The organism is Croceicoccus sp. Ery5 (assembly GCF_020985325.1).
Classification (GTDB): Bacteria; Pseudomonadota; Alphaproteobacteria; order Sphingomonadales; family Sphingomonadaceae; genus Croceicoccus.
This window is the reverse complement of the sequence record NZ_CP087587.1, coordinates 3,665,695-3,687,171: the sequence shown is the minus strand read 5'-3', so window position 1 is coordinate 3,687,171 and position 21,477 is coordinate 3,665,695. Positions and strand designations below refer to the sequence as shown.

The following is a 21,477-nucleotide window of genomic DNA, read 5'->3' as shown; positions in this document are numbered from 1 at the left end:
GCCTAGATGGCGGCATGCGGATCAATAACGGTTCGCGCACAAAAAAGGGGGCGGTTTGGCCCCCTTTTCCGTTTCGCGGGGTCGCCCGATCAGGCGGCCTTCTGGACTTCGCCCACGATCTTCTTCGCGGCGTCGCCCAGATCGTCGGCCGGCACGATCGGCAGGCCCGAATTGGCGAGGATTTCCTTGCCCTTTTCGACATTCGTCCCTTCGAGACGGACGACGAGAGGAACCTGCAGGTTCACTTCCTTGGCCGCTGCGACGATGCCGTCGGCGATGATGTCGCACTTCATGATACCGCCGAAGATGTTGACGAGGATGCCCTCGACAGCAGGATCGGACAGGATGATCTTGAAGGCCGCGGTCACCTTCTCGGTCGTGGCGCCACCGCCGACGTCGAGGAAGTTGGCGGGGAAGGCGCCGTTCAGCTTGATGATGTCCATGGTCGCCATGGCAAGCCCTGCGCCGTTCACCATGCAGCCGATGTTGCCGTCGAGCTTGATATAGGCAAGGTCATATTCGGAAGCTTCGACTTCGGCCGGATCTTCCTCGGTAATGTCGCGCAGTTCGGCCACGTCGGGGTGGCGGAACATGGCATTGCCGTCAAAGCTCATCTTGGTGTCGAGGACGAGGAGGTTGCCGTCCTTGGTTTCCACCAGCGGATTGATTTCCAGCATTTCGCAATCGAGCGCGAGGAAGGCTTCGTAAAGCTGCTTGGCCAGCTTTTGCGCCTGCTTGTTCAAATCGCCCTTCAGCTTCAGCGCAAAGGCCACCGCACGGCCATGATGGGGCTGGAAGCCCGAAGCCGGATCGACGGTGATGGTGGTGATCTTCTCGGGGGTCGAATGCGCGACTTCCTCGATGTCCATGCCGCCTTCGGTCGATACGATCATGGCGATGCGGCCCGTGGCGCGATCGACCAGCATCGAGAGGTAATATTCCTCGGCGATATCAACGCCGTCGGTGACATAGAGGCGGTTGACCTGCTTGCCCGCTTCGCCCGTCTGCACGGTGACCAGCGTGTTGCCGAGCATTTCGGCGGCATCCGACTTCACGTCGTCGATGCTTTTGGCAAGGCGCACACCGCCCTTGGCCTCGGCGCCCAGTTCCTTGAACTTGCCCTTGCCGCGGCCGCCGGCGTGGATCTGCGCCTTCACGACATAAAGCGGCCCGGGAAGCTTCTTGGCAGCCTCGACCGCCTCTTCAACCGTCAGGGCTGCATAGCCCGTGGGGACGCCGACGCCGAATTTGGCCAGCAGTTCCTTTGCCTGATATTCGTGAATGTTCATCGAAATAATCCTCGCCAATGCCTGATGCGGCCATCGCGCCGCTGTAGGAAGGGTTCGCTTGGCACGCGTCTAAGCATAGCCGCGCCCACTTGAAAAGGGCGCTTGACGCCTAAAAAGGGGTGCTTGGCGTTTTGTCACGAGACTTTGCGAAGCATTAGCGATAAAATCGCATCGCAAGACGCTTCGCACATGCGGCAAACCTGTGCCAAAAGGCAGCTTGCATGCTTGATTACACCCGATTCGACGCAATTATGGCCGAAGCCGCCCGCATCGCGATGGCGGAATTTCCCGGCGCGGGAAATGAAACGACTGCGTGGCGCAAGGAAGATGACACGCCCGTCTGTGCCGCCGATCTGGCCGTGAACCGCTTTCTGGCCGAATCGCTGCGCGATCTGTTGCCCTCTGCAGGCTGGCTCTCGGAAGAAACCGCCGACAATCCCGATCGGGTGAAGGGCGGGCTGTTGTGGCTGGTCGATCCTATCGATGGCACGCGCGATTTTCTGCGCGGCCGCGCTGGTTGGGCCGTTTCGGTCGCGCTGATTAGCAATGGTCGGCCGCTGATCGCGCGCCTGGCGGCACCGGCGCGCGGTGAAATATGGGCGGCGGAAGCGGGGCGCGGCGCGCGGCGCAACGGTCTGGCGTTAAAGGCCAGCACCCGTGCCGCATTCGATGGCGCACGCATTCCCGCCGATGCGACGATGCGGCTGCCTCCGTTGGTCAATGTGCCCAAGCCCAATTCGATCGCGCTGCGCATTGCATTGGTCGCCAGCGGAGAGGCCGATGTCGCCGCCAGTACGCGGCTTGGCTATGAATGGGATATCGGGGCCGCCGCCCTGATCGCGCGCGAGGCGGGGGCAACCGTGACCGATGCGACGGGCGGACAACTTGCGTTTAACAAGGCCGATCCGCGCGCGAAAGGCATTCTGGCCACGGCACCTGCGATCCACAGCGCCGCCACGGACTGGCTGGCGGGAAGGGACGATCGTTTGCGTCACAATTGACGCGGGTTTTCGTTGACGCGGGTCTTCGCAAGAAAAGGGTTTTCGAACGAAAAAGGCTCCGGCAGCCTGCGCTGCCGAAGCCTTCTCCTCTCCAAACAGATGATTGCCGGACTTATTGGCCCTTGGCGGCCTGAACGTCCTGCTGGCTGATCGGCAGGATCTTGATTTCCACGCGGCGGTTCATGGCGCGGCCTTCTTCGGTATCGTTGCTGGCGACGAAATAGTTCGGATCCTCGCCAAAACCCTTCGTCGCGATGCGCGCCGCGGGGACGCCCTTGTACGACAGGTAATTCGCCACGGCCTGCGCACGCTTTTCCGACAGTTGCAGGTTATAGGCGTCGGCACCCGTGTTGTCGGTAAAGCCGTAAACGTCGATCAGGCTGTCGGGATAGTTGATCAGCGACTGGGCAATGCCGTCCAGCGTGCTGCGGAAGGCCGGCGAAATCTCGGTGCTGTTGACGGGGAAAGTGACGCCATTGGGCAGGTTGAGATTGATGTAATCGCCTTCCTGCTCGACCTCTACGCCGGTACCGGCGGTCACTTCCTTCAGTTCCTTGATCTGCTGGTCCATCTTGTAACCGACCACACCGCCGGCCGCGCCGCCGATACCCGCGCCGATGATGCGCGCGGTCTTGCCGCCGACGATGTCGCCCAGCAGATAGCCGAGGCCCGCACCGCCCGCGGTGCCAAGCGCAGTGCGCGAAATCTTTTTCTCGCCCGTGTTGGGATCGGTGACGCAGGCCGAAAGGCTGACCAGCGATGTCGCGACAAGGGCGGCTGCTACGAAACGGTTTTTCATGGGATTGCGGTCCTCTTCTTCATACGCCCGCCTGCCGATTGAGCGATCCCGAAACGACGGCGGATCGGGTATATTGCGCTAAACGCATTATATGACAGCTGCGTTCCCGACCCGCGAACCGGAACGGGAAACGCAATTGCTTGCGGGCGGGATATGATTGCCGCTAATTGCTTCGTCACGCAACTCGGTCTCAACGGCAGTCAGAGCAACTAATTGTCCCCATTTCCCTGGTTCGACCTACTGATCATCGCGGGTTTGATCGTATTGAACGGTCTGTTCTCGATGTCGGAACTTGCCATCGTGTCGGCGCGCCCCGCACGCCTGCGCAAGCTGGCAGAGGATGGCAGCAAGGGAGCGAAGGCCGCGCTCGCGCTGGCGGCCGATTCGGGCAAGTTCCTGTCGACCGTGCAGATCGGCATCACGCTGATCGGCATCGTCGCGGGTGCCTATTCGGGCGCCAGCCTGGGCCAGCCCGTGGGTGAACGTCTGGCGTTGCTGGGGCTGGATACGGCAACCGCCCAGCAATTGGGCTTTATGCTGGTGATCGTGCTGACCACCTATTTCTCGCTCACCGTGGGAGAGCTGGCGCCCAAGCAGATCGCGCTGCGCGGCCGGGAGACGATCGCATGCCTTGCCGCGCCGCCCATGACGATACTGGCCAAGGTTGCCGCACCCGTGGTCTGGCTGCTCGACAAATCAACCGATGCGCTGCTGCGCCTTGTCGGTGTGCGGCAACAGCGCGATGCGGGCGTTACCGCCGATGAATTGCACCTGATCATCAGCGAGGCGACCCGTTCGGGCGCGATCGAAAAGACCGAGCAATCGATCATGGCCGAAGTGCTGCGCCTTGCCGAACGGCCCGTGCGCGAACTGATGACCCCCAGGACAGAGATCGACTGGCTGGAACGCCGCGCCACGGTCGAGGAAATGCGCAAGGTGATCGCCAAATCGCCGCACTCCCTGTTGCCGGTGGCGCAGGGATCGGTCGATGACGTGATCGGCGTGGTCAAGGTGCGCGAATTGCTGGCCGCGCTGGTCAAGGGACAAAAGCCGCAGATGACGCGGCTGATCAAAAAGGCCGAAATTCTGCCCGACCAGATCGACGCGCTCGATGCCTTGCGGATCATGCAGCGCGGCGATGTGGCGATGGCCTTCGTGCATGACGAATACGGCCATTTCGAAGGGATCGTGACACCCGCCGATCTGCTGGCGGCCCTGGTCGGCAGCTTCGTCTCGCACGCGGACGAGGGGGACGATCCCCTGCTGGTGGAGCGGGAGAACGGCTCTTTGCTGATCGCGGGTGCGCTGCCAGCCGACCGCATGGCCGACAGGCTGGGCATCGACCTGCCCGACCAGCGCGAATTCGCGACGGCGGCGGGCTATGCCTTGTGGGTGCTGAAAAAGCTGCCGGTAGAGGGCGAGAGCTTTATCGAACAGGGCTGGCGGTTTGAAATCGTCGACATGGACGGCCGCCGGATCGACAAGCTGCTGGTCGAAAGCGTCGGCGGTGCGGCGAAACCGGACGACACCGCCGGATAGGGACGCTTAGCCGGGGATGACCGCCTGTGCGTCACGGCCGTCGCCCTGCGGCGCGGCCACGATATCGCGCGTGATCTGACCCTTTTCGACCGTATTCGTGTCGGGATCGCCCACGGCCGAACGGATCGCCGGATCGGCGGTGCCCGCCTTGCTGACGGCGCTGGTTTCGACGCCGCTGCGGGGCGCGGGGCCGCCGAACAGCGTGTCCATCGCCTGCTGGCTGGCACCGGGTGTCTGCGGGCGCGGCGCGCCGGGTTCTGGCGGGGTCAGCGCGAAATCGGGCGGAACCGCCAGCGGAGCCTGACGCGAGACCGCCATTTCATCGGGGCGGTCGCGGTTGAACAGGTTCAGGCCGCCGCCGCATCCGGCCAGCATGGCCAGCGCGGGAAGGGCAAGAAGGGCGGGCTTGATACGCATCGTCAATTACTCCGTGGCCGATTTGGCCGAAACTTTCGCGGCATCGCTCTCGTCCTTGTCGCGTATGAACAGCGTGCGGGCAAGCAGCAAGACCACGCCAAGGGTTATCGCCACATCGGCAAGGTTGAAAACGGCAAAGGGCCGCCAGTCGCCCAGGTGGAAATCGGCATAGTCGATCACATGGGTCAGGCGGAACCGGTCGATCAGATTGCCGATCGCGCCGCCCAGAATCAGCGCCAGCGACAGAATATCGCCGCGCTTCTTTTCGATGAACATCCACACCAGAACGCCCAGCGAGATCAGCCCCGTCACCGCGAACAGAGCGACACGGCTTTCAAGGCTTTCGGCGGCGAACATGCCGTATGACACGCCCGGATTGGTCGCATAGCGCAGGTCGAAGAACGGCAGCACTTCGATCACCTGCCGCTGAAACAGCTCCATCGGGCCCAGCAGCAGCGCCTTCACCCCCTGATCCAGCGCAACGATAACCGCCGCAAGGATCAGGCCCAGCCTGCGATCGGCTGTCAGGCGCGCGGCCAGCTTCATGCTGCCTCTGCCGCCGAAACCACGTTGTCGCAGCGGTCGCACGCGTCGCCATCCTCTGCCACTTCGGGCAGATGGCGCCAGCAGCGGCCGCACTTGGACATATCGGTGGGCGTGATCGTCACCGCATCGCCCTGCCCGCGCATCACTGTCGCTGTGATGAACAGCTCTGCCAGATCGGAATCGGTAAAGCCTGCGGGAACGGCGCCTTCGGGTACTGTCACCTCGGCGGCAAGGCTGGAGCGGATGGTCTTTTCGCGGCGGAACGGCTCGATCGCCTCGTTCACATTTTCGCGCAGGTCGCGCAGCCTGTCCCACACCGCCTTGTCGGCGCGCAGATCATCGGCCAGCGCGATTTTCGGCCATTCCAGCAAATGCACGCTACCCTGATCGGGGAAGCGCGTGCCCCACACTTCCTCTGCCGTGAACACCAGCACCGGCGCGGCATAGCGGACAAGGGCGTGGAACAATATATCCAGCGTCGCGCGATAGGCGCGGCGTTTCACATCCGCCGGATCGTCGCAATACAGGCAATCCTTGCGGATATCGAAGAAAAAGGCCGACAGATCCTCGTTACAGAAATCGGTCAGCGCGCGGGTATAGGCGTTGAAGTCGAAATCATTGACGCATTGCACCAGCTTTGCATCCAGATCGGACAGCAGCGTCAGCACATAGCGTTCAAGTTCGGGGAATTGGGCCATTTCGGGCACGTCGGTCCCGTCATAACCGTCCAGCGCGCCCAGCAGATAGCGGAACGTATTACGCAGCTTGCGATACTGGTCGGCCACGCCCTTCAGGATTTCGGGGCCGATGCGGTGATCCTCGGTATAATCGACCGACAGGGCCCACAGGCGGATGATGTCCGCGCCATAATCGCGCATCACGTCCAGCGGGCTGATCGTATTGCCCAGCGACTTGGACATTTTCATGCCCTTGGAATCCATGGTGAAGCCATGGGTCAGCACCGCGTCATAGGGTGCACGGCCGCGCGTGCCGCAGCTTTCGAGGAGGCTCGACTGGAACCAGCCGCGATGCTGGTCGCTGCCTTCCAGATAGAGATCGGCGGGCCATTTCAGTTCGGGCCATTTGCCCGATTCCAGCACGAAGGAATGGGTGCTGCCCGAATCGAACCAGACGTCGAGAATGTCGGTCACCCGCTCGTAATCGTCGAGGTTGTAATCGGGGCCGAGCAGGTCGGCGGCGAATTCCTCGTCCCAGCCGTCGACGCCGTGGGCGCGGATATTGGCGACGATGCGCGCGTTGACCGCGTCGTCGACCAGATATTCGCCCGTCTTGCGGTGCACGAACAATGTGATCGGCACACCCCACGCGCGCTGGCGCGAGAGCACCCAGTCCGGGCGGCCGGCGACCATCGAGCCGATGCGGTTGCGGCCCTTTTCGGGCACGAAGCGCGTATTGGCGAGCGCGTGGAGCGCGGCCTGACGCAGCGTGCCATCGGGCTCGGCGTGGCCGCCTTCGTTTTCCCAGCGCTGTTCGGCGCGGTTATCGGCGATTTCCACCATGCCGGGCTTGTCCATCGGCACGAACCATTGCGGCGTGCAGCGGAAGATGACCTTTGCCTTGGACCGCCAGCTATGTGGATAAGAGTGTTGATAGTCCGTGGACGCGCTGAGGAGAGCGCCCACCTCACGCAGGTCGGAGCAGACCGGTCCGTCGGGCGCGTTGAACTTCGGATTGATGACCGACATGTTGCGTTCATCGCCCCGACCCAGCCACAGCCAGTCCTCGCGGTAGCGGCCATCGCCTTCCACCACGAATTTCGGATTGATGCCGTTCGCCTTGCACAGCTCGAAATCGTCCTCACCATGATCGGGCGCCATGTGGACGAGGCCGGTGCCGGAATCGGTGGTGACGAAATCACCCGCCAGCATGGGGCGCAGCTCGGCGTAGAACCCACCGAGATGGTGCATTGGGTGGCGGACCTTGGTGCCCGCGAGGTCGGCGCCTTTGAGTCGCACGCTATGACCGATATCCAGCGCAGCGGCATCCTTCGACACCCGCTTGATAAAGTCGAGCATCAGGGGTTCGGCAACAATGTAGTATCTGGAGCCAGAATTTTCGTTGTCGAGATCGTCGTTGCCTAAGGCGGCGTTGAAGAGAACATACTCAACCTCCGGCCCATAAGCCAAAGCCTGGTTCACCGGGATCGTCCACGGCGTCGTCGTCCAGATCACCGCATGAGCGCCGACCAGTTCTTCTACCGGCGATTCCACGATCTCGAACGCCACGTCGATCTGGGTGGAGACGATATCCTCATACTCCACCTCTGCATCGGCCAGCGCGGTCTTTTCGACCGGGGACCACATCACCGGCTTCGCGCCGCGATAGAGCTGGCCGCTTTTGGCGAATTTGAGGAGTTCGCCCACGATGGTCGCCTCGGCATCGGGGTCCATCGTCAGGTATGGCTTGTCCCAGTCGCCATTGATGCCAAGGCGCTTCAGCTGCTCGCGCTGAACATCGACCCAATGCGCGGCATAGGCGCGGCATTCGGCGCGGAATTCCTTTTGCGGAACCTCGTCCTTGTTCTTCTTCTTCTTGCGATACTGCTCTTCCACCTTCCATTCGATCGGAAGACCGTGGCAGTCCCAGCCGGGCACATAGGGCGCGTTCTTGCCCAGCAGCGTCTGGGTGCGCACCACCATGTCTTTCAGCACATGGTTCAGCGCATGGCCGATATGCATGTCGCCATTGGCATAGGGCGGGCCGTCGTGCAGCACGAAGGTCTCGCGCCCCTTACGCGCCTCGCGCAATTGCGCGTAAATGTCCTGTTCCTGCCAGCGCGCCAGAATAGCCGGCTCCTTGGCGGGGAGTCCGGCTTTCATGGGGAAATCGGTCTTCGGCAGGAAGACGGTATCTTTAAAGTCGCGGCCAGAAGAGTTGTTTGCGTCGGTCATAACCGCCGCGCACTAGCGGGAAGCCGCGCGCGTTGAAAGAGCGGGAATGCGTTAGGGCCGAGATTCAGGCAATATCGGCCAGTAAACGCCGTGCTTCGTCGCAATCGCGCGCGATCTGGGCCGTCAGCTCGTCGAGCGAATCATATTTCTCTTCGGGCCGGATAAAGTGGTGCAGCGCCACTTCGACGGTCTGGCCGTAAAGATCGCCGCTGAAATCGAAGAAGAACGGTTCCAGCAATTCGGTCGGCGGATCGAAGCTGGGCCGCACGCCCAGATTGGCCGCGCCTTTCAACGGCGGGCCATTTGCCAGCGGACCCGTCAGCACACGGCCTGTCACGGCGTAAATGCCGAATTTCGGGCGCAGATAGCGGTCCATCAGCAGGTTCGCGGTGGGAAATCCGATGCTGCGCCCCAGTTTCGCGCCGTGGATCACCTCGCCCCGTATGGCAAAAGGGCGGGTCAGCAGGCGCGCCGCCTCTTGCGGGTTGCCGGCTTCCAGCGCCTTGCGCACGCGGGTGGAGGACACGACCTCGCCCGCATCCTCGACCGGCGCGACGATGCGCGTCGCAATGTCCAGCGCTTCGCAACGGGTGCGCAGCATGGCGGCATCGCCGCGCCGTCCGTGGCCAAAGGTGAAATCATGGCCGGTCACGACACCGCCTGCCGCCAGACGCTCGGCCAGAATCCGGTCGACGAATTCCTCTGCCGAGGTTTCGGCCAGCGCCTTGTCGAACCGGAACACCAGCATCGCGCTGGCGCCCAGCGCGGCGAATAATTCTTCTCTCTGGTCGAGCGAGGTGAGGCGGAAGGGCGGCACGTGCGGCGCGAAATAGCGCACCGGATGCGGATCGAAAGTCGCCACCACCAGCGGTGCGCCGCGCTCTGCGGCAAGGGCGCGGGCCTGCGCGATGACTTGCTGGTGCCCCTGATGCACGCCATCGAAATTGCCCAGCGCGATAATCGCACCGCGCAAGTCGGTCGGCATGGGATCAAGGGCGGAGAGGCGAATCATCGAAGGCGCGGTCTAGTCGCGGTCGGGTCGTCCCTCAAGCCGCTCCGATCAGCCGCGGCGGCGAAGCGTGACGAAGCTGTAGGCCGGACGGCTGCCGTCGGCGGGGTGATCGGTGCGGGCGACTTCCTCCCACTGGTCGGCGGGCGGGGCGGGCATGGTGACCTCTCCGTCATAATCGCGGTGGATTTCGGTCATCTCGATCCGACGGGCCAGCGGCAGGGCCTGCGCGAACACATCGGCGCCGCCGATCACCGCGATGCGGGCCGCATTGGCAAGATGGATCGCGCTGTCGAAATCGGGCGCAACCTCGGCATCCTCGCCGTTCCAGTCGGGATCGCGGGTCAGCACGATATGGCGGCGGCCCGGCAAGACGCCCGGAAGCGAATCATAGGTCGCGCGGCCCATGATCATCGGCGTGCCCATTGTCAGCCGTTTGAAATGCGCCAGATCGGCAGGCAGATGCCACGGCAGCCGCCCCTTTGCGCCGATCACGCCATTCTGCGCGCGCGCGAAGACGAGGAAAAGTTCAGGTCCCGTCATCGCGGCGTTCCTTCCATAATCAGACCGTCTTGCCCGTTAGCAGGCGGGTCACGTGGCCCATCTTGCGGCCGGGATTGATCTCTCCCTTGCCGTAAAGATGCAGATGATTGGCGGGGTCCGCCAGCAGGGCGGGCCAGTCATTGGCCTGATCGCCGATCAGATTGTCCATCTGCACGGCAGGCACGATCAGATCGGTCAGCCCCAGCGGCAGGCCGCAGATCGCGCGGATGTGGTTTTCGAACTGGCTGGTGCGCGCCCCTTCGATCGTCCAGTGCCCCGAATTATGGACCCGCGGGGCCATTTCGTTGAACACCGGCCCGTTCGCCGTGGCAAAGAATTCCAGTGTCAGCACGCCGACATAGCCCAGCGCCTCGGCAACCTTGGCCGCCAGTTCGCGGGCGGCGGGGACCTGTGCGGTCACCTCTGCACCCGCAGGCACGACCGAGCGCGAGAGAATGCCCGAGCTGTGGTCGTTCTGCGCGCTGTCCCAGAAGCGGACCTCGCCATCCAGACCGCGCACCAGAATGACCGAGAATTCGGCGGCAAAGTCGACGAAGCCTTCGTAGATCAGGCGGTTGCCCGAAAGCGTCAGGTCTTCGGCATCCCTGGGCGACATGATGCGCCACTGGCCCTTGCCGTCGTAACCGTCGCGGCGGGTCTTCAGGATGCCGGGCGTGCCGATCCGTTCCAGCGCCTCGGTAAATTCGGCCTCGTTCTCGACCGCGCGGAACGGGGCGGGGGTGCCGCCCTGATGTTCCACGAAGCGCTTTTCGGCAAGGCGGTCCTGCGCGATTTCCAGCGCGCGGACCGATGCGCGCAACGGGGTCGCCCCGATGAACGAGAGCGGCGCGACGGGCACATTCTCGAACTCATAGGTGATCACGTCGCAGGCGCCCGCGAATTTCGCCAGCAATTCGCTGTCGCCATAGGGGGCGCAGGTGAAATCGGCAGCGACTTCGGCGGCCACGCTGTCGCGTTCGGGGGCATAGATGTGACAGCGATAGCCCAGCTGCGCCGCCGCCATCGCCAGCATCCGGCCCAGCTGGCCGCCGCCCAATATGCCGATGGTGCTGCCCGGAGAGATTGGATCGGTCGTCATCAGTCTCAGTTGCTGTCCACCGGGCGCTGGGCGACCGCATCGGTTTGCGCCGCGCGATACGCCTTCAGCCGCTCTGCCAGTGCATCGTCATGCGTGGCAAGCACGGCCGCCGCCAATAGCCCCGCATTTTTCGCACCCGCCTCGCCAATGGCCAGCGTGCCCACCGGAACGCCGCCCGGCATCTGCACGATGGAGAGCAGCGAATCCTGTCCCGACAGCGCCTTGGACTGCACCGGCACGCCCAGCACGGGCAGATGCGTCATCGCCGCGATCATGCCCGGCAGATGCGCAGCGCCGCCCGCGCCCGCGATGATCACCTTAAAGCCCTCATCGGCGGCGCCATGGGCGAATTTCACCATACGGTCCGGCGTGCGATGGGCCGAAACGATGCGGCAGTCATGCGCCACGCCCAGCGCGTCCAGCGCCTCTGCCGCGTGCTTCATGGTCGGCCAGTCGGACTGGCTGCCCATTACGATGGCGACTTGTGCGCTCATCCCGCGATCAGCCTTCCGACAGATAGGCCCGCTCGCCCGAAGGCTGGCCGTTCACGAAGGGATAGACGATGGGCTGGCCGGTCGGGATTTCCAGATCGGTGATATCCTCGTCCGAAATGCCCGACAGATGCTTGACCAGCGCGCGCAGCGAATTGCCGTGGGCCGATACGATCACCGTTTCGCCATTGGCCAGCATCGGCTGGATCTCTGCCTGATAATACGGCAGCACGCGGGCGATCGTGTCCTTCAGGCTTTCGGTCAGCGGCACGTCGATACCGGCATAGCGCGGATCGTTGCCGGGATCGTACTGGCTGCCCTTTTCGATGGGCGGGGGCGGCACGTCGAAGCTGCGACGCCATATATGCACTTGCTCGTCGCCGTGCTTGGCTGCGGTCTCGGCCTTGTTCAGTCCGGTCAGCCCGCCATAATGGCGTTCGTTCAGCAGCCAGCTTTTCGCCACCGGAACCCACAGGCGGCCCGCATTATACAGCGCCAGATGCAGCGTGCGGATCGCGCGGGTCTGCAGCGAGGTGAAGGCGACCGTCGGCAGAACGCCCTTTTCCTGCATCAGCCTGCCCGCGGCCACAGCCTCGGCCACGCCCTTGTCGGTCAGGTCGACGTCCCACCAACCGGTAAAGCGGTTTTCCAGGTTCCACTGCGACTGGCCGTGGCGAACGAGGATCAGCTTTGCTTCGGTCATCGGTTGGATGCTTCCCTGTCTGGCGTGAATTGCATTGGGCAATTGTTGCGTTTGCCAGCCCCTAACCGTCGGGTGGCGGTTTGAAAAGAGCGCGCTATCCCCTGCGCGCGGGTTTCGGCGGTGGGGGCGGCGAAGGGATCGCGGATGCGGGCGGTGTTTGCAGGCCGTTCAGGGTTACAAAGGTGACACGGCGTAACCCGGCTGTCACCCTACCAAACCCCGCAGGAATGCGCGGGTTTTCAGCGGCCCGGCGACACATCGGCGGTGCGGACAAATCGACGGTTTGAAAGAGCCATGACGCATGGCTGCGCCGCGCATGCCATTGCCCGATGGCCGCGATGTAGGACAGGAAAATGCGACGCTGGCAGTGTTTGGCGTCGACGGTCGCGGCGGCGATCAGCGTAGCACGCGCGGGCCCGATCCGTTCTCGCCCCATTTGTCGCCCGCGTTGTAAAGCGCGCATCGTTTCAGGCTGAGGCAGCCGCAGCCGATACAGCCGTCCAGATCCTGCCGCACCTTTTCCAGCCGCGCGATCTGGTCGTCGATGCGCGTGCGGATCGCGCCGCTGATGCGCGCCCAGTCGCGCGTGTCGGGCGTGCGGCCATGGGGCAGGCTGGCCATCGCCTCGGCAATCTCACCAAGCGAGAGGCCCAGCCTTTGCGCGATCAGGATAAAGCTGAGGCGGCGGATGTCGGCGCGCAGGAACCGGCGCTGGTTGCCGCCGGTCCGCAACGGCTCGACCAGTCCCTTCGCTTCGTAAAAGCGGATTGCCGACACGCTGAGGCCGGTGCGTTGCGCCAGTTCGCCGATGGAAAGCAGATCGTTCGGATTCATCGATCAGTGTCATAGGGAAATCGGACCTTGATCTCAACTTAGCTTGAGGTTGCATGGTGAGGCCGTCGCAGATTTTTGCAGGAGGCGATTATGACGATGGCACGGCTTGAACACGTGAATTTCTCGGTCAGCGATGTCGAAAAGACGGCGCTGTTTCTGGAACGGCTGACCGGCTGGCACCGCCGCTGGGAGGGGCCGTCGATCAACGGCGGCTATACGATCCATCTGGGCGGCGACGATGCCTATGTGTCGATCTATTCCAATCCCGCCGTGGCGGGCGGCTTTGCGAATGGCGCGCCGATGAACCATATCGGCATCGCGGTCGACGATCTGGCCGCCGCCGAGGAATTGGTCGCGGCAGAGGGTTTCGAGCCGTTCAATCACAGCACCTATGACCCCGGCCCGCGCAGCTTCTACTTCTTCGACAGCGACGGCATCGAGTTCGAGGTGGTGCAGTACGAAACGCCGCCCGCGACGTAAGCCGAGCATTGCGAAGCAAGCGGAGGCTTAGGGCGCCGGAGGCGGCGCCCTCGGCCGACGACCGCGCGGGCCACAAGGTCCGCGCGTGTCGTTCGACGACACAGCCGCGGCTTCGCCGTGGCTGCGGCAGCTTTCGGGCGCTTGGTTTTTACGCGCTAATGACCGGAATGGGGTGGTTAGCTGCCGGTAGCACCCTCGCGAGGCACTATTTCGGACACAAGAAGAATAGGGCCGCCGGTGTAGTGACAGTATCCCATGACCATCATTGCGCCGGGCCATTGTGTTTCACATTCCCCGACACGCCCCACAAATTCAGTCTTTGAGGGTTCCGCTGGTGGTTCGCCAATATTCTCCCATTGGGCGTATAAACCGACCCGCTTTCCCGAAAGGCGGTCGGACGTGAATGCACGGCTGGAATTGGCCTGCTTTGGTGAGCCAAATAATGCACGGCCATACCAATACCCCTCAACCACGACGCATTTGCCTCGGATCGCATTGAAGTCTTTGGCGAGGGTTGTGAATTTTATCCGCAACGCATTGTCGCGGTTGCAGTCAGACGGATTAGACCACGCATTCACAATGATGTCGTCACTAGGTGCCGGATCGGCTTCCTGTGCCGAACCAGCTACAGTGCTAGTCAGGCACGCGATAGCTGCAACAATCCCGATCACCTGAACTGTCATAGTCCGACGCTATCATATGTGCCAACGTCCACAAACGGTCGCTAGCAGAAACCCCGCTTCCAGCCGACACCCGCCGGAAGCGGCCCTGCAACCTCAATCGATAAACAACAGCGCGGGCGTTTCCAGCAGGCGTTTCAATGCCTGAACGAACATGGCCGCTTCATAGCCGTCGACGATGCGATGGTCGAAGCTGGAGGAGATGTTCATGACCTTCCTCGTCACGATCTCGCCGTTCACGCGGGTCAGCTTTTCGCTGATCTTGTTGGGGCCGACGATCGCGGTTTCGGGCGAATTGATGATCGGCGTGGTGGTGACGCCGCCGACAGGCCCAAGCGAGGTAATGGTGATCGTCGATCCGGTCAGCTCGTCGCGGCTGGCCTTGCCGTCGCGGGTGGCGGCGGACAGGCGGGCAATTTCCTCGGCGCATTTCCACAGGTCCATGGTCTCCGCGTTTTTCAGCACGGGAACCGCAAGCCCCTTGTCGGTCGCGGTAGCGATGCCGCAATGGATCGGATTATGCTGGCGCAGCACGCCCGCCTCATCGTCGTAATGCGCGTTGCAATGCGGGAATTCGGGCAATGCCTTGACCAGTGCGCGCACGAAAAAGGGCAGGATGGTCAGCTTGGGCTGACCCTCTTGCCGCGCGGCATTCAGCGCATTGCGGGTGTTTTCCAGCTCGGTGACGTCCACTTCCTCGACATAGGTGATATGCGGGATGCGGCGCCATGCGTCCTCCATGCGCTGCGCGATCTTGCGGCGCAGGCCGATCACCTCGATCTCGTCCACGCCCGCGCGGGCGGCATAGCGGTCGTCCCCGCCTGCCAGATAGCGGTCGATATCCTCGGGCGTGATGCGTCCGTTGCGGCCCGATCCGCGCACGCGTTCCAGATCGATGCCCAGCTTTGCCGCGCGGCGGCGGGTGGCGGGGGCAGCCAAAGGAAATCCGGAAGGCGGGAAGCCTGCCGGCGCGGTGCGTGTCGCAGAGGGTGCGGGCGCGGGCCTGGTCTTTGCGACGGGGGGCGGTGCCGGTGCCGGTGCCGGTGCGGGCGTGGGCGCGGGTGTGGGGGCCGGAGCGGGCGCGGGCGTCGGCGTCGGCGCAGGTGCCGACGCGCTGGCATTGCCTTCGCCCTCGACCTCAAGCTCGACCAGAACCGATCCCACGGCGCGCATGTCGCCGACCTTGCCGTGCAGCGCCACGACCTTGCCGCCGACCGGCGTGGTCATGTCGACGGTGGCCTTGTCGGTCATCACGTCGCACAGCGGATCGTCCTCGGCAATCTCGTCACCGATCTTGATATGCCATTCGACGATCTCGGCCTCGGCCACGCCTTCGCCGATGTCGGGCAGGCGGAAGTGATAGATACCCATCAGCGGTACTCCACGGCAGTCTTTAGGGCCTCGGCAAGGCGGATCGGGCCGGGGAAATAATCCCATTCGAACGCATGCGGATAGGGCATGTCATAGCCGCAGACGCGGGCGATGGGCGCGCGCAAATGGTCGAAACAGCGTTCCTGCACCAATGCCGACAATTCCCCGCCGAACCCGCCAAAGCGCGATGCCTCGTGCAGGATGACGCAGCGGCCCGTCTTTTTCACCGACCGCACGATGGTGTCGATGTCGAGCGGGACGATGGAGCGCAGATCGATCAGTTCCGCATCCACGCCGCTGTCGTCGATCCCTGCCTTCGCCACATGGACCATGGTGCCATAGGCAAGCACGGTCGCCTCGCGCCCTTCGCGCAGCACGGCGGCCTGTCCCAGCGGAACCGAATAATGATCCAGCGGCACCTCGGCGCTGGGGTCGCCCGAATTGGCCCATGTCTTCAGCTCTTCGTCGGGCCGCCCGAAAAAGGGTCCGTTATACAGGCGCTTGGGTTCGAGGAAGACGACCGGATCGTTGCTTTCGATGCTGGCGATCAGCATGCCCTTGGCGTCATAGGGGTTCGACGGGATCACGGTTTTAAGGCCCGTGACATGGGCGAAGATCGCCTCGGGGCTCTGGCTATGCGTCTGCCCGCCGAAAATGCCGCCGCCATAGGGAGTGCGCACGGTGATCGGGGCCCAGAACTCGCCATTGGAACGGTAACGCAGCCGCGCTGCCTCGCTCACCAGCTGGTCGTATGCAGGCAGGATGTAATCCGCGAACTGGATTTCGGGCACGGGGCGCAGGCCGTATGCGCCCATGCCGATGGCGCTGCCGATGATGCCGCCTTCGGTCAGCGGCGCATCGAAACAGCGTTTGAGGCCGTGCTTCGCCTGCAAACCCTCGGTCACGCGGAAGACGCCGCCGAAATAGCCGACATCCTCGCCAAAGATCAGCACGTCCTCGTCGCGGCCCAGCATCACGTCCAGCGCGCTGTTCAGCGCCTGGATCATGTTCATCTTCTTCGATCCGGTCTCGGCAATGCCCGCCTCTACGGCGGCATCGTTCACGGAAGGCTGGTTCTCTACCATCTCAATTCCTCCCGTCCCGGCGTTGATGAAGTTCGGCGCGCTGTTCCTTCAGCCTCCAGTCGAGCTCTTCGAACACGTCCTCGAACATCTCGTCGATGGGGGGCTTGGACTGGCCCAGCGTGCCGATGGCCTCGGCTTCCTTGACCGCGATTTTCACCTTTTCCTTCAGCTCGGCTTCCAGCGCGGCGTGCCTGTCCTCGTCCCATTCGCCCAGCGCGACCAGATGGTCCTTCAACCGCTTGACGGGATCGCCCAGCGGCCAGTGCTTGGCCTCGTCCTTGGGGCGATAGGCGCTGGGATCGTCCGAAGTGGAATGCCCCTCGGCGCGATAGGTGTAGAATTCGATCAATGTCGGCCCGTTATTGGTCCGCGCGCGTTCGGCGGCCCATTGCGTCGCGCCCCACACGGCAAGGAAGTCGTTGCCGTCGACCTTGATGCCGGGAAAGCCGTAAGCGAGAGCCTTGGCCGCAAAGGGCAGGCGTTCGGGCGCGGCGAAACCGGCGAAGCTGGAAATGGCATACTGGTTGTTCGTCACGCACAGGATCGTCGGCGCGCGATAGGCAGCGGCAAAAGTCATCGCCTCGTGGAAATCGCCCTCGGCCGTGGTGCCGTCACCGACATAGGCGAGGCTGATCTTGGTGTCGTTCTTGTAGGCAGACGCCATCGCCCAGCCCACGGCATGGACGAAACGCACGCCCAGATTGCCGCTGATCGAATAGAAATCATAGTCGCGCGCCGAATGCAGGATCGGCAGCTGCTTGCCCGCCAGCGGATCCTCGGCATTGCTGAAGATCTGGTTGCACAAAGTCGTCAGCGGATAGTTGCGCGCATGCAGCCACGCCATGGCGCGATAGGTGGGGAAGAACATGTCCCCCTTGTCCAGCGCCATCGACTGCGCGGCGGCAATCGCCTCCTCGCCCGTCGATTTCATGTAAAAGCTGGTCTTGCCCTGCCGGTGCGCGCGGAACAGGCGGTCGTCGAAGGCGCGCGTCAGCATCATCGCGCGCAGCCCCTTGATCAGCGTGTCGGCACCCAGCTTGGGGTCCCACGGTCCCACGGCCCGCGCCTCGTCGTCCAGCACACGGATCAGCTCGTACGGCAGATCGCGCATATTGCTTTCGTGTTCGGCAATATCGGGGCGCCGCACTGCACCCGCCTCGCCGCGGTTCACGTGCCGGAAATCGATTTCCTCACCCGGACGCGACGGCGGTTCGGGGATGTGGAGTTCGAGCTTGGGGAGATTCGTCCCCTTAAGATCGGAATGGGCCAAATTATCCTCTCTCAGCATTTTTGCTCATCATCGTGCCCGAAAAAGCAGAAGAATGAAATTTTATAACTGAGTAATTATATTACCACGATTTCGCAGCCGGTTCAATCGCGGCGGTCAGCGCCGGGTATTATGGTGGGCGGACATTATGGAAGATAGCGCATCAGCGCCCCTCCGGTTCCGAAGGGGCTTTGCCTCTCAGCCGTGCGGGCGCAGTTCGAAGCGTGCGCCGCGCGTGGTGGGGGCCAGCCGCAATTCCATTCCGTGGCGTTCGGCAATCGCGCGCGCCAGCGCAAGGCCCAGCCCCGCGCCTTTCTGGTCGCTCGACGCGTTTTCGCCGCGGCCAAAGCGTTCGAAGATCGTTTCGCGAAATTGCGCCGGCACGCCCGGCCCGTCGTCGGCCACCGCGATCAGCGGCGCGCCATCGGGCCTGCGCATGACGATCAGCCGCACCCGCCCGCCCGACGGCACATATTTGAACGCATTGTCGAGCAGGTTGGTAATCAGGCGCGAGATCTGGATCTCGTCCCCCTGCATCGTCACCCCTGCCTCGGCCTCCAGCCGGAAATCATGGCCGGTATCCTCGGCGCTGGCGGTGTAGAGATCGGCGATATTTTCGGCCAGCGCGCTGACATCCACTTCGGCAAGCCCCTGCGGATCGCCGCGCTGAGCCTCGCTATGCGCGATATCCAGCAGCGATTCGAGCGTGGTGACGACCTGCCTGATCTCGCCGCGCGCCGCGACCAGCCGCTCGGTCGTTTCGGCATCGGGGTCGCGCGCCTGTTCCTGCGCCTGGATCGCGCGGATCAGGCGGTTGTCCAGATGCATCAGCGGCGTGCGCATTTCATGGGCGATCTGGTCGGTGGTGTCGCGCTGTGATCGCGCCAGCCGCTGCAGGCGTTGCAATGCCTCGCCCGAATGGCGGGTCAGTTCCCCGATCTCGTCCGTGTCGCGCTGCCCGTCCGACAGCGCGGCCAGCTTGCGCGGTTCGGGGTCGCGAAAGGCCGCATTGATCAACTTGACGCGGTCGGACAGGCGGCGCGCGGTGATATAGCCCGCGACACCCACCGCCATCACCACGAACAGGCCCCCCGCGACGAAAGACAGGCCGATCTGGTTCAGCTGGATGATGGTCCACCCCGTCTCGCGCGCGGCGAGCAGGCGCATGCCGCCCGGAAAATTCACCGCGCGGGCAAAGGCGGGCCTGCCGCCCGACAGGATGATCGTGCCCGCCTGTGTCTGTTCGTCCGCGAATCGCGGCCATTGCGCCAGATCGCCCGCCAGCCGGTGCCCGTCGATATCCAGCAGCAGGAAATGGCTGCCCGTGCCCGCGGGCCGGTCGATATCGGCGCTTTCCTCGATATGGGCGATCAGCTCGCCCCGACCGCGTGCGGCCAGAATATCGGACATGTGGCGGATATCGGCGTCGACATTCCACTGCACCGTGGCGTCGGACATCTGTTCGAACTTGGTCGTGACCAGCCAGCCCAGCACCAGCACCACCGCGATCGAAACCGCGATCGCCCATGCGACCAGCCGCGTGAAGATCGAATCGAGCAGTGATACCCGTTGCAAGCGCGCCCCCGTAAAGGACGGCCGTGGTCTAACGGCCGTCGAGCAGACGGTAGCCGGTCCCCCAGATGGTTTCCAGCGCGGGCGAGCCGAAACCGTCCTCCAGCTTGCGGCGCAGGCGGCCGATATTCACATCGACCACATTGGTCTGCGGGTCGAAACCCATCTTCCATACGTCGCGCAGCAGCATTTCGCGGGTGACCACATCGCCCGCATTCTCGATCATATAGCGGAAGAGTTCGAATTCCTTGGGGCTGAGCGACAGGTGCTTGCCCGAACGGAATGCCGTGCGCGCCTTGACGTGGCATTCGAACGCGCCGTGAATGATCACCGCGCTATGCGTCTGGCCCGCGGCGCGGCGATGCAGCGCGCGCAGACGGGCCAGCAGTTCGGTCGCCTCGAACGGTTTGGCCAGATAATCGTCGGCCCCCGCGTCCAGCCCCTCGGCGCGGTCGATGGTGCGGCCCAGCGCCGACAGCATCAGCACCGGCGTGCCCACGCCGCTTTCGCGCAATTGCTTTACCACGGTCAGCCCGTCGAAATCGGGCAGCATGCGATCGAGGATGATGACATCGAACTGGCCGACGCCAGCCTGCTTCAGCCCTTCCGATCCGGTCGAGGCCCAGGTCACGCGGTCGCCGCTGGCCTTCATCAGCTCCTGAAGATCGGACGCGGTGCGGTTGTCATCCTCGATATGCAAAATCTCGAGGCCGGTCTGGGCCATCCGTTTCATTCCTTCCCAAGGCAGCGGGCCGAAAGCCACGCCAGCGCGCAAGATTGGTTTGCCTGCGGCTCATAAACCGGCAGCATCATAACCGATCCCGCTTGCTCGCAATCGCACAAACTCCGACAGAAATGTAACACGGGCCGTCATACAGATGGCAGTCCCGTATTGGGGCATGGTTAACGCCACGCTGGACGCGACTCATGCTAACTGCAAATGAGAGCGGTTTGCAAGAAGCTATTGCGCAAGCCATCGCGCAAGCACGGCATCCAGCCGCACCAGCATGGCCGGATCGCGCGCATCGGGTGCGGTAATCACCGCGTGGTCCAGCGCCGTATCGACGGGCGAGGGTGCGCGGGTCGCCGGCAGGGCGGCGATGAACCGTTCCACCGTGCGCCGCGCCAGATCGCCATTGGCCTGCATTTGCGCGATCACATCCGACACTTCGACGGCCTCGTCCTCGCTGCGCCAGCAATCGTAATCGGTGACCATGCCGACCAGCGCATAGGGCAGCTCCGCCTCTCGTGCGAGGCGCGCCTCGGGCATGGCGGTCATGCCGATCACATCGGCGCCCCACTGGCGGTAAAGCCGGCTTTCGGCGCGGGTGGAGAATTGCGGCCCTTCCATCGCGAGATAGGTGCCGCCGCGCGCCACCGTGCCGCCCGCTGCCTCCACCGCATCCGCCGCCATGGCGGACAGGCGCGGACAGACCGGATCGGCCATCGAGACATGGGCGGTCAGCCCGCTGCCGAAAAAGCTCGATTCGCGGGCGAAGGTGCGGTCGATGAACTGGTCCACCGCGACGAATTGGCCGGGCGGCAGATGTTCCTGCAGCGATCCGATGGCAGAGATCGCCAGAATATCGGTGCAGCCCGACCGTTTCAGCGCGTCAATATTGGCGCGGGCGTTGATGTCGGTCGGCGGGATGCGGTGGCCGCGTCCATGGCGGGGCAAGAAACGCAGCTTCACATTGCCGATGCGCCCGAACAATATCTCGTCCGACGGCTTGCCGAACGGGCTGCTGACGGGCAGCCATTCGGCGTCTTCCAAGGCGTCGAGCCGGTAGAGACCCGACCCGCCGATTACCCCGATGGTCCATTCGCTATCCATGCCCCG

The 21,477-nt window shown here is 63.6% G+C and carries 21 protein-coding genes; 3 read left to right on the top strand and 18 right to left on the bottom strand.

Going from position 1 to position 21,477, the window contains the following annotated elements; translation table 11 throughout:
- Positions 1–89: 89 nt before the first annotated feature.
- Positions 90–1,289, bottom strand: coding sequence for an ADP-forming succinate--CoA ligase subunit beta (gene sucC, locus LOZ74_RS17430; RefSeq protein ID WP_230279646.1), 1,200 nt, complete (start codon positions 1,287–1,289; stop codon positions 90–92).
- A 221-nt stretch (positions 1,290–1,510) separates the two neighbouring features.
- On the opposite strand from sucC, the gene LOZ74_RS17425 reads away from it, so the two are divergent.
- A complete protein-coding gene (locus LOZ74_RS17425) occupies positions 1,511–2,290 on the top strand; it encodes a 3'(2'),5'-bisphosphate nucleotidase CysQ (protein WP_230292242.1) in 780 nt (259 codons plus the stop codon).
- Positions 2,291–2,402: 112 nt separating this feature from the next.
- On the opposite strand, the gene LOZ74_RS17420 is transcribed toward LOZ74_RS17425, so the two are convergent.
- Positions 2,403–3,089, bottom strand: a complete 687-nt coding sequence (locus LOZ74_RS17420; RefSeq protein ID WP_230292241.1) for an OmpA family protein — start codon at positions 3,087–3,089, stop codon at positions 2,403–2,405.
- Positions 3,090–3,302: 213 nt separating this feature from the next.
- On the opposite strand from LOZ74_RS17420, the gene LOZ74_RS17415 reads away from it, so the two are divergent.
- Positions 3,303–4,628, top strand: a complete 1,326-nt coding sequence (locus tag LOZ74_RS17415; protein ID WP_230292240.1) for a hemolysin family protein — start codon at positions 3,303–3,305, stop codon at positions 4,626–4,628.
- Between the two features lie 6 nt (positions 4,629–4,634).
- Here the strand turns inward: LOZ74_RS17415 and LOZ74_RS17410 are convergent, their stop codons facing one another.
- The 9 genes from LOZ74_RS17410 to soxR form a co-directional block, all read right to left on the bottom strand.
- Positions 4,635–5,045 (bottom strand): DUF3035 domain-containing protein, encoded by a 411-nt coding sequence (locus LOZ74_RS17410; protein WP_230292239.1) that lies wholly within the window; start codon positions 5,043–5,045, stop codon positions 4,635–4,637.
- Positions 5,046–5,051: 6 nt separating this feature from the next.
- The gene (gene lspA, locus LOZ74_RS17405) at positions 5,052–5,591 is read right to left on the bottom strand and encodes a signal peptidase II (protein WP_230292238.1); all 540 of its coding nucleotides are present in this window, start codon (positions 5,589–5,591) and stop codon (positions 5,052–5,054) included.
- Positions 5,588–8,503 carry an isoleucine--tRNA ligase gene (gene ileS / locus LOZ74_RS17400; RefSeq protein WP_230292237.1) on the bottom strand — a complete coding sequence of 972 codons (2,916 nt, stop codon included), beginning with the start codon at positions 8,501–8,503 and terminating at the stop codon, positions 5,588–5,590. Before ileS ends, lspA begins: the two co-directional genes overlap by 4 nt.
- 64 nt (positions 8,504–8,567) lie before the next feature.
- Positions 8,568–9,515: a bifunctional riboflavin kinase/FAD synthetase gene (locus tag LOZ74_RS17395; RefSeq protein ID WP_230292236.1), complete on the bottom strand. Its 948-nt coding sequence runs from the start codon at positions 9,513–9,515 to the stop codon at positions 8,568–8,570.
- A gap of 48 nt (positions 9,516–9,563) precedes the next feature.
- A complete protein-coding gene (locus LOZ74_RS17390; protein WP_230279654.1) occupies positions 9,564–10,055 on the bottom strand; it encodes a dihydrofolate reductase in 492 nt (163 codons plus the stop codon).
- Positions 10,056–10,074: 19 nt separating this feature from the next.
- A complete protein-coding gene (locus LOZ74_RS17385) occupies positions 10,075–11,154 on the bottom strand; it encodes a 5-(carboxyamino)imidazole ribonucleotide synthase (RefSeq protein WP_230292235.1) in 1,080 nt (359 codons plus the stop codon).
- Positions 11,155–11,159: 5 nt separating this feature from the next.
- Complete coding sequence (gene purE / locus LOZ74_RS17380; RefSeq protein WP_230279656.1) at positions 11,160–11,648, bottom strand: 5-(carboxyamino)imidazole ribonucleotide mutase; 489 nt, start codon at positions 11,646–11,648, stop codon at positions 11,160–11,162.
- 7 nt (positions 11,649–11,655) lie between these two features.
- A complete protein-coding gene (gene gpmA, locus LOZ74_RS17375) occupies positions 11,656–12,348 on the bottom strand; it encodes a 2,3-diphosphoglycerate-dependent phosphoglycerate mutase (RefSeq protein WP_230292234.1) in 693 nt (230 codons plus the stop codon).
- Between the two features lie 396 nt (positions 12,349–12,744).
- The gene (gene soxR / locus LOZ74_RS17370; protein ID WP_230292233.1) at positions 12,745–13,182 is read right to left on the bottom strand and encodes a redox-sensitive transcriptional activator SoxR; all 438 of its coding nucleotides are present in this window, start codon (positions 13,180–13,182) and stop codon (positions 12,745–12,747) included.
- A 90-nt stretch (positions 13,183–13,272) separates the two neighbouring features.
- Between soxR and LOZ74_RS17365 the strand changes: the two genes are divergently transcribed.
- Positions 13,273–13,662 carry a VOC family protein gene (locus tag LOZ74_RS17365; RefSeq protein WP_230292232.1) on the top strand — a complete coding sequence of 130 codons (390 nt, stop codon included), beginning with the start codon at positions 13,273–13,275 and terminating at the stop codon, positions 13,660–13,662.
- Positions 13,663–13,838: 176 nt separating this feature from the next.
- Here LOZ74_RS17365 and LOZ74_RS17360 read toward each other — a convergent pair whose 3' ends face one another.
- From LOZ74_RS17360 to LOZ74_RS17330, 7 genes are all read right to left on the bottom strand, one after another.
- On the bottom strand, positions 13,839–14,345 hold the full coding sequence (locus LOZ74_RS17360; RefSeq protein WP_230292231.1) for a hypothetical protein: 507 nt from the start codon (positions 14,343–14,345) through the stop codon (positions 13,839–13,841).
- 93 nt (positions 14,346–14,438) lie between these two features.
- Positions 14,439–15,713 carry a dihydrolipoamide acetyltransferase family protein gene (locus LOZ74_RS17355; RefSeq protein WP_230292230.1) on the bottom strand — a complete coding sequence of 425 codons (1,275 nt, stop codon included), beginning with the start codon at positions 15,711–15,713 and terminating at the stop codon, positions 14,439–14,441.
- Complete coding sequence (locus tag LOZ74_RS17350) at positions 15,713–16,726, bottom strand: alpha-ketoacid dehydrogenase subunit beta (protein WP_230293946.1); 1,014 nt, start codon at positions 16,724–16,726, stop codon at positions 15,713–15,715. Before LOZ74_RS17350 ends, LOZ74_RS17355 begins: the two co-directional genes overlap by 1 nt.
- A gap of 73 nt (positions 16,727–16,799) precedes the next feature.
- Positions 16,800–18,086, bottom strand: coding sequence for a thiamine pyrophosphate-dependent enzyme (locus LOZ74_RS17345; RefSeq protein WP_370638849.1), 1,287 nt, complete (start codon positions 18,084–18,086; stop codon positions 16,800–16,802).
- 177 nt (positions 18,087–18,263) lie between these two features.
- On the bottom strand, positions 18,264–19,640 hold the full coding sequence (locus LOZ74_RS17340; protein WP_230292228.1) for a HAMP domain-containing sensor histidine kinase: 1,377 nt from the start codon (positions 19,638–19,640) through the stop codon (positions 18,264–18,266).
- 28 nt (positions 19,641–19,668) lie between these two features.
- Positions 19,669–20,361: a response regulator transcription factor gene (locus LOZ74_RS17335; protein ID WP_230292227.1), complete on the bottom strand. Its 693-nt coding sequence runs from the start codon at positions 20,359–20,361 to the stop codon at positions 19,669–19,671.
- A gap of 237 nt (positions 20,362–20,598) precedes the next feature.
- Positions 20,599–21,471: an S-methyl-5'-thioadenosine phosphorylase gene (locus tag LOZ74_RS17330; protein WP_230292226.1), complete on the bottom strand. Its 873-nt coding sequence runs from the start codon at positions 21,469–21,471 to the stop codon at positions 20,599–20,601.
- Positions 21,472–21,477 lie beyond the last annotated feature (6 nt).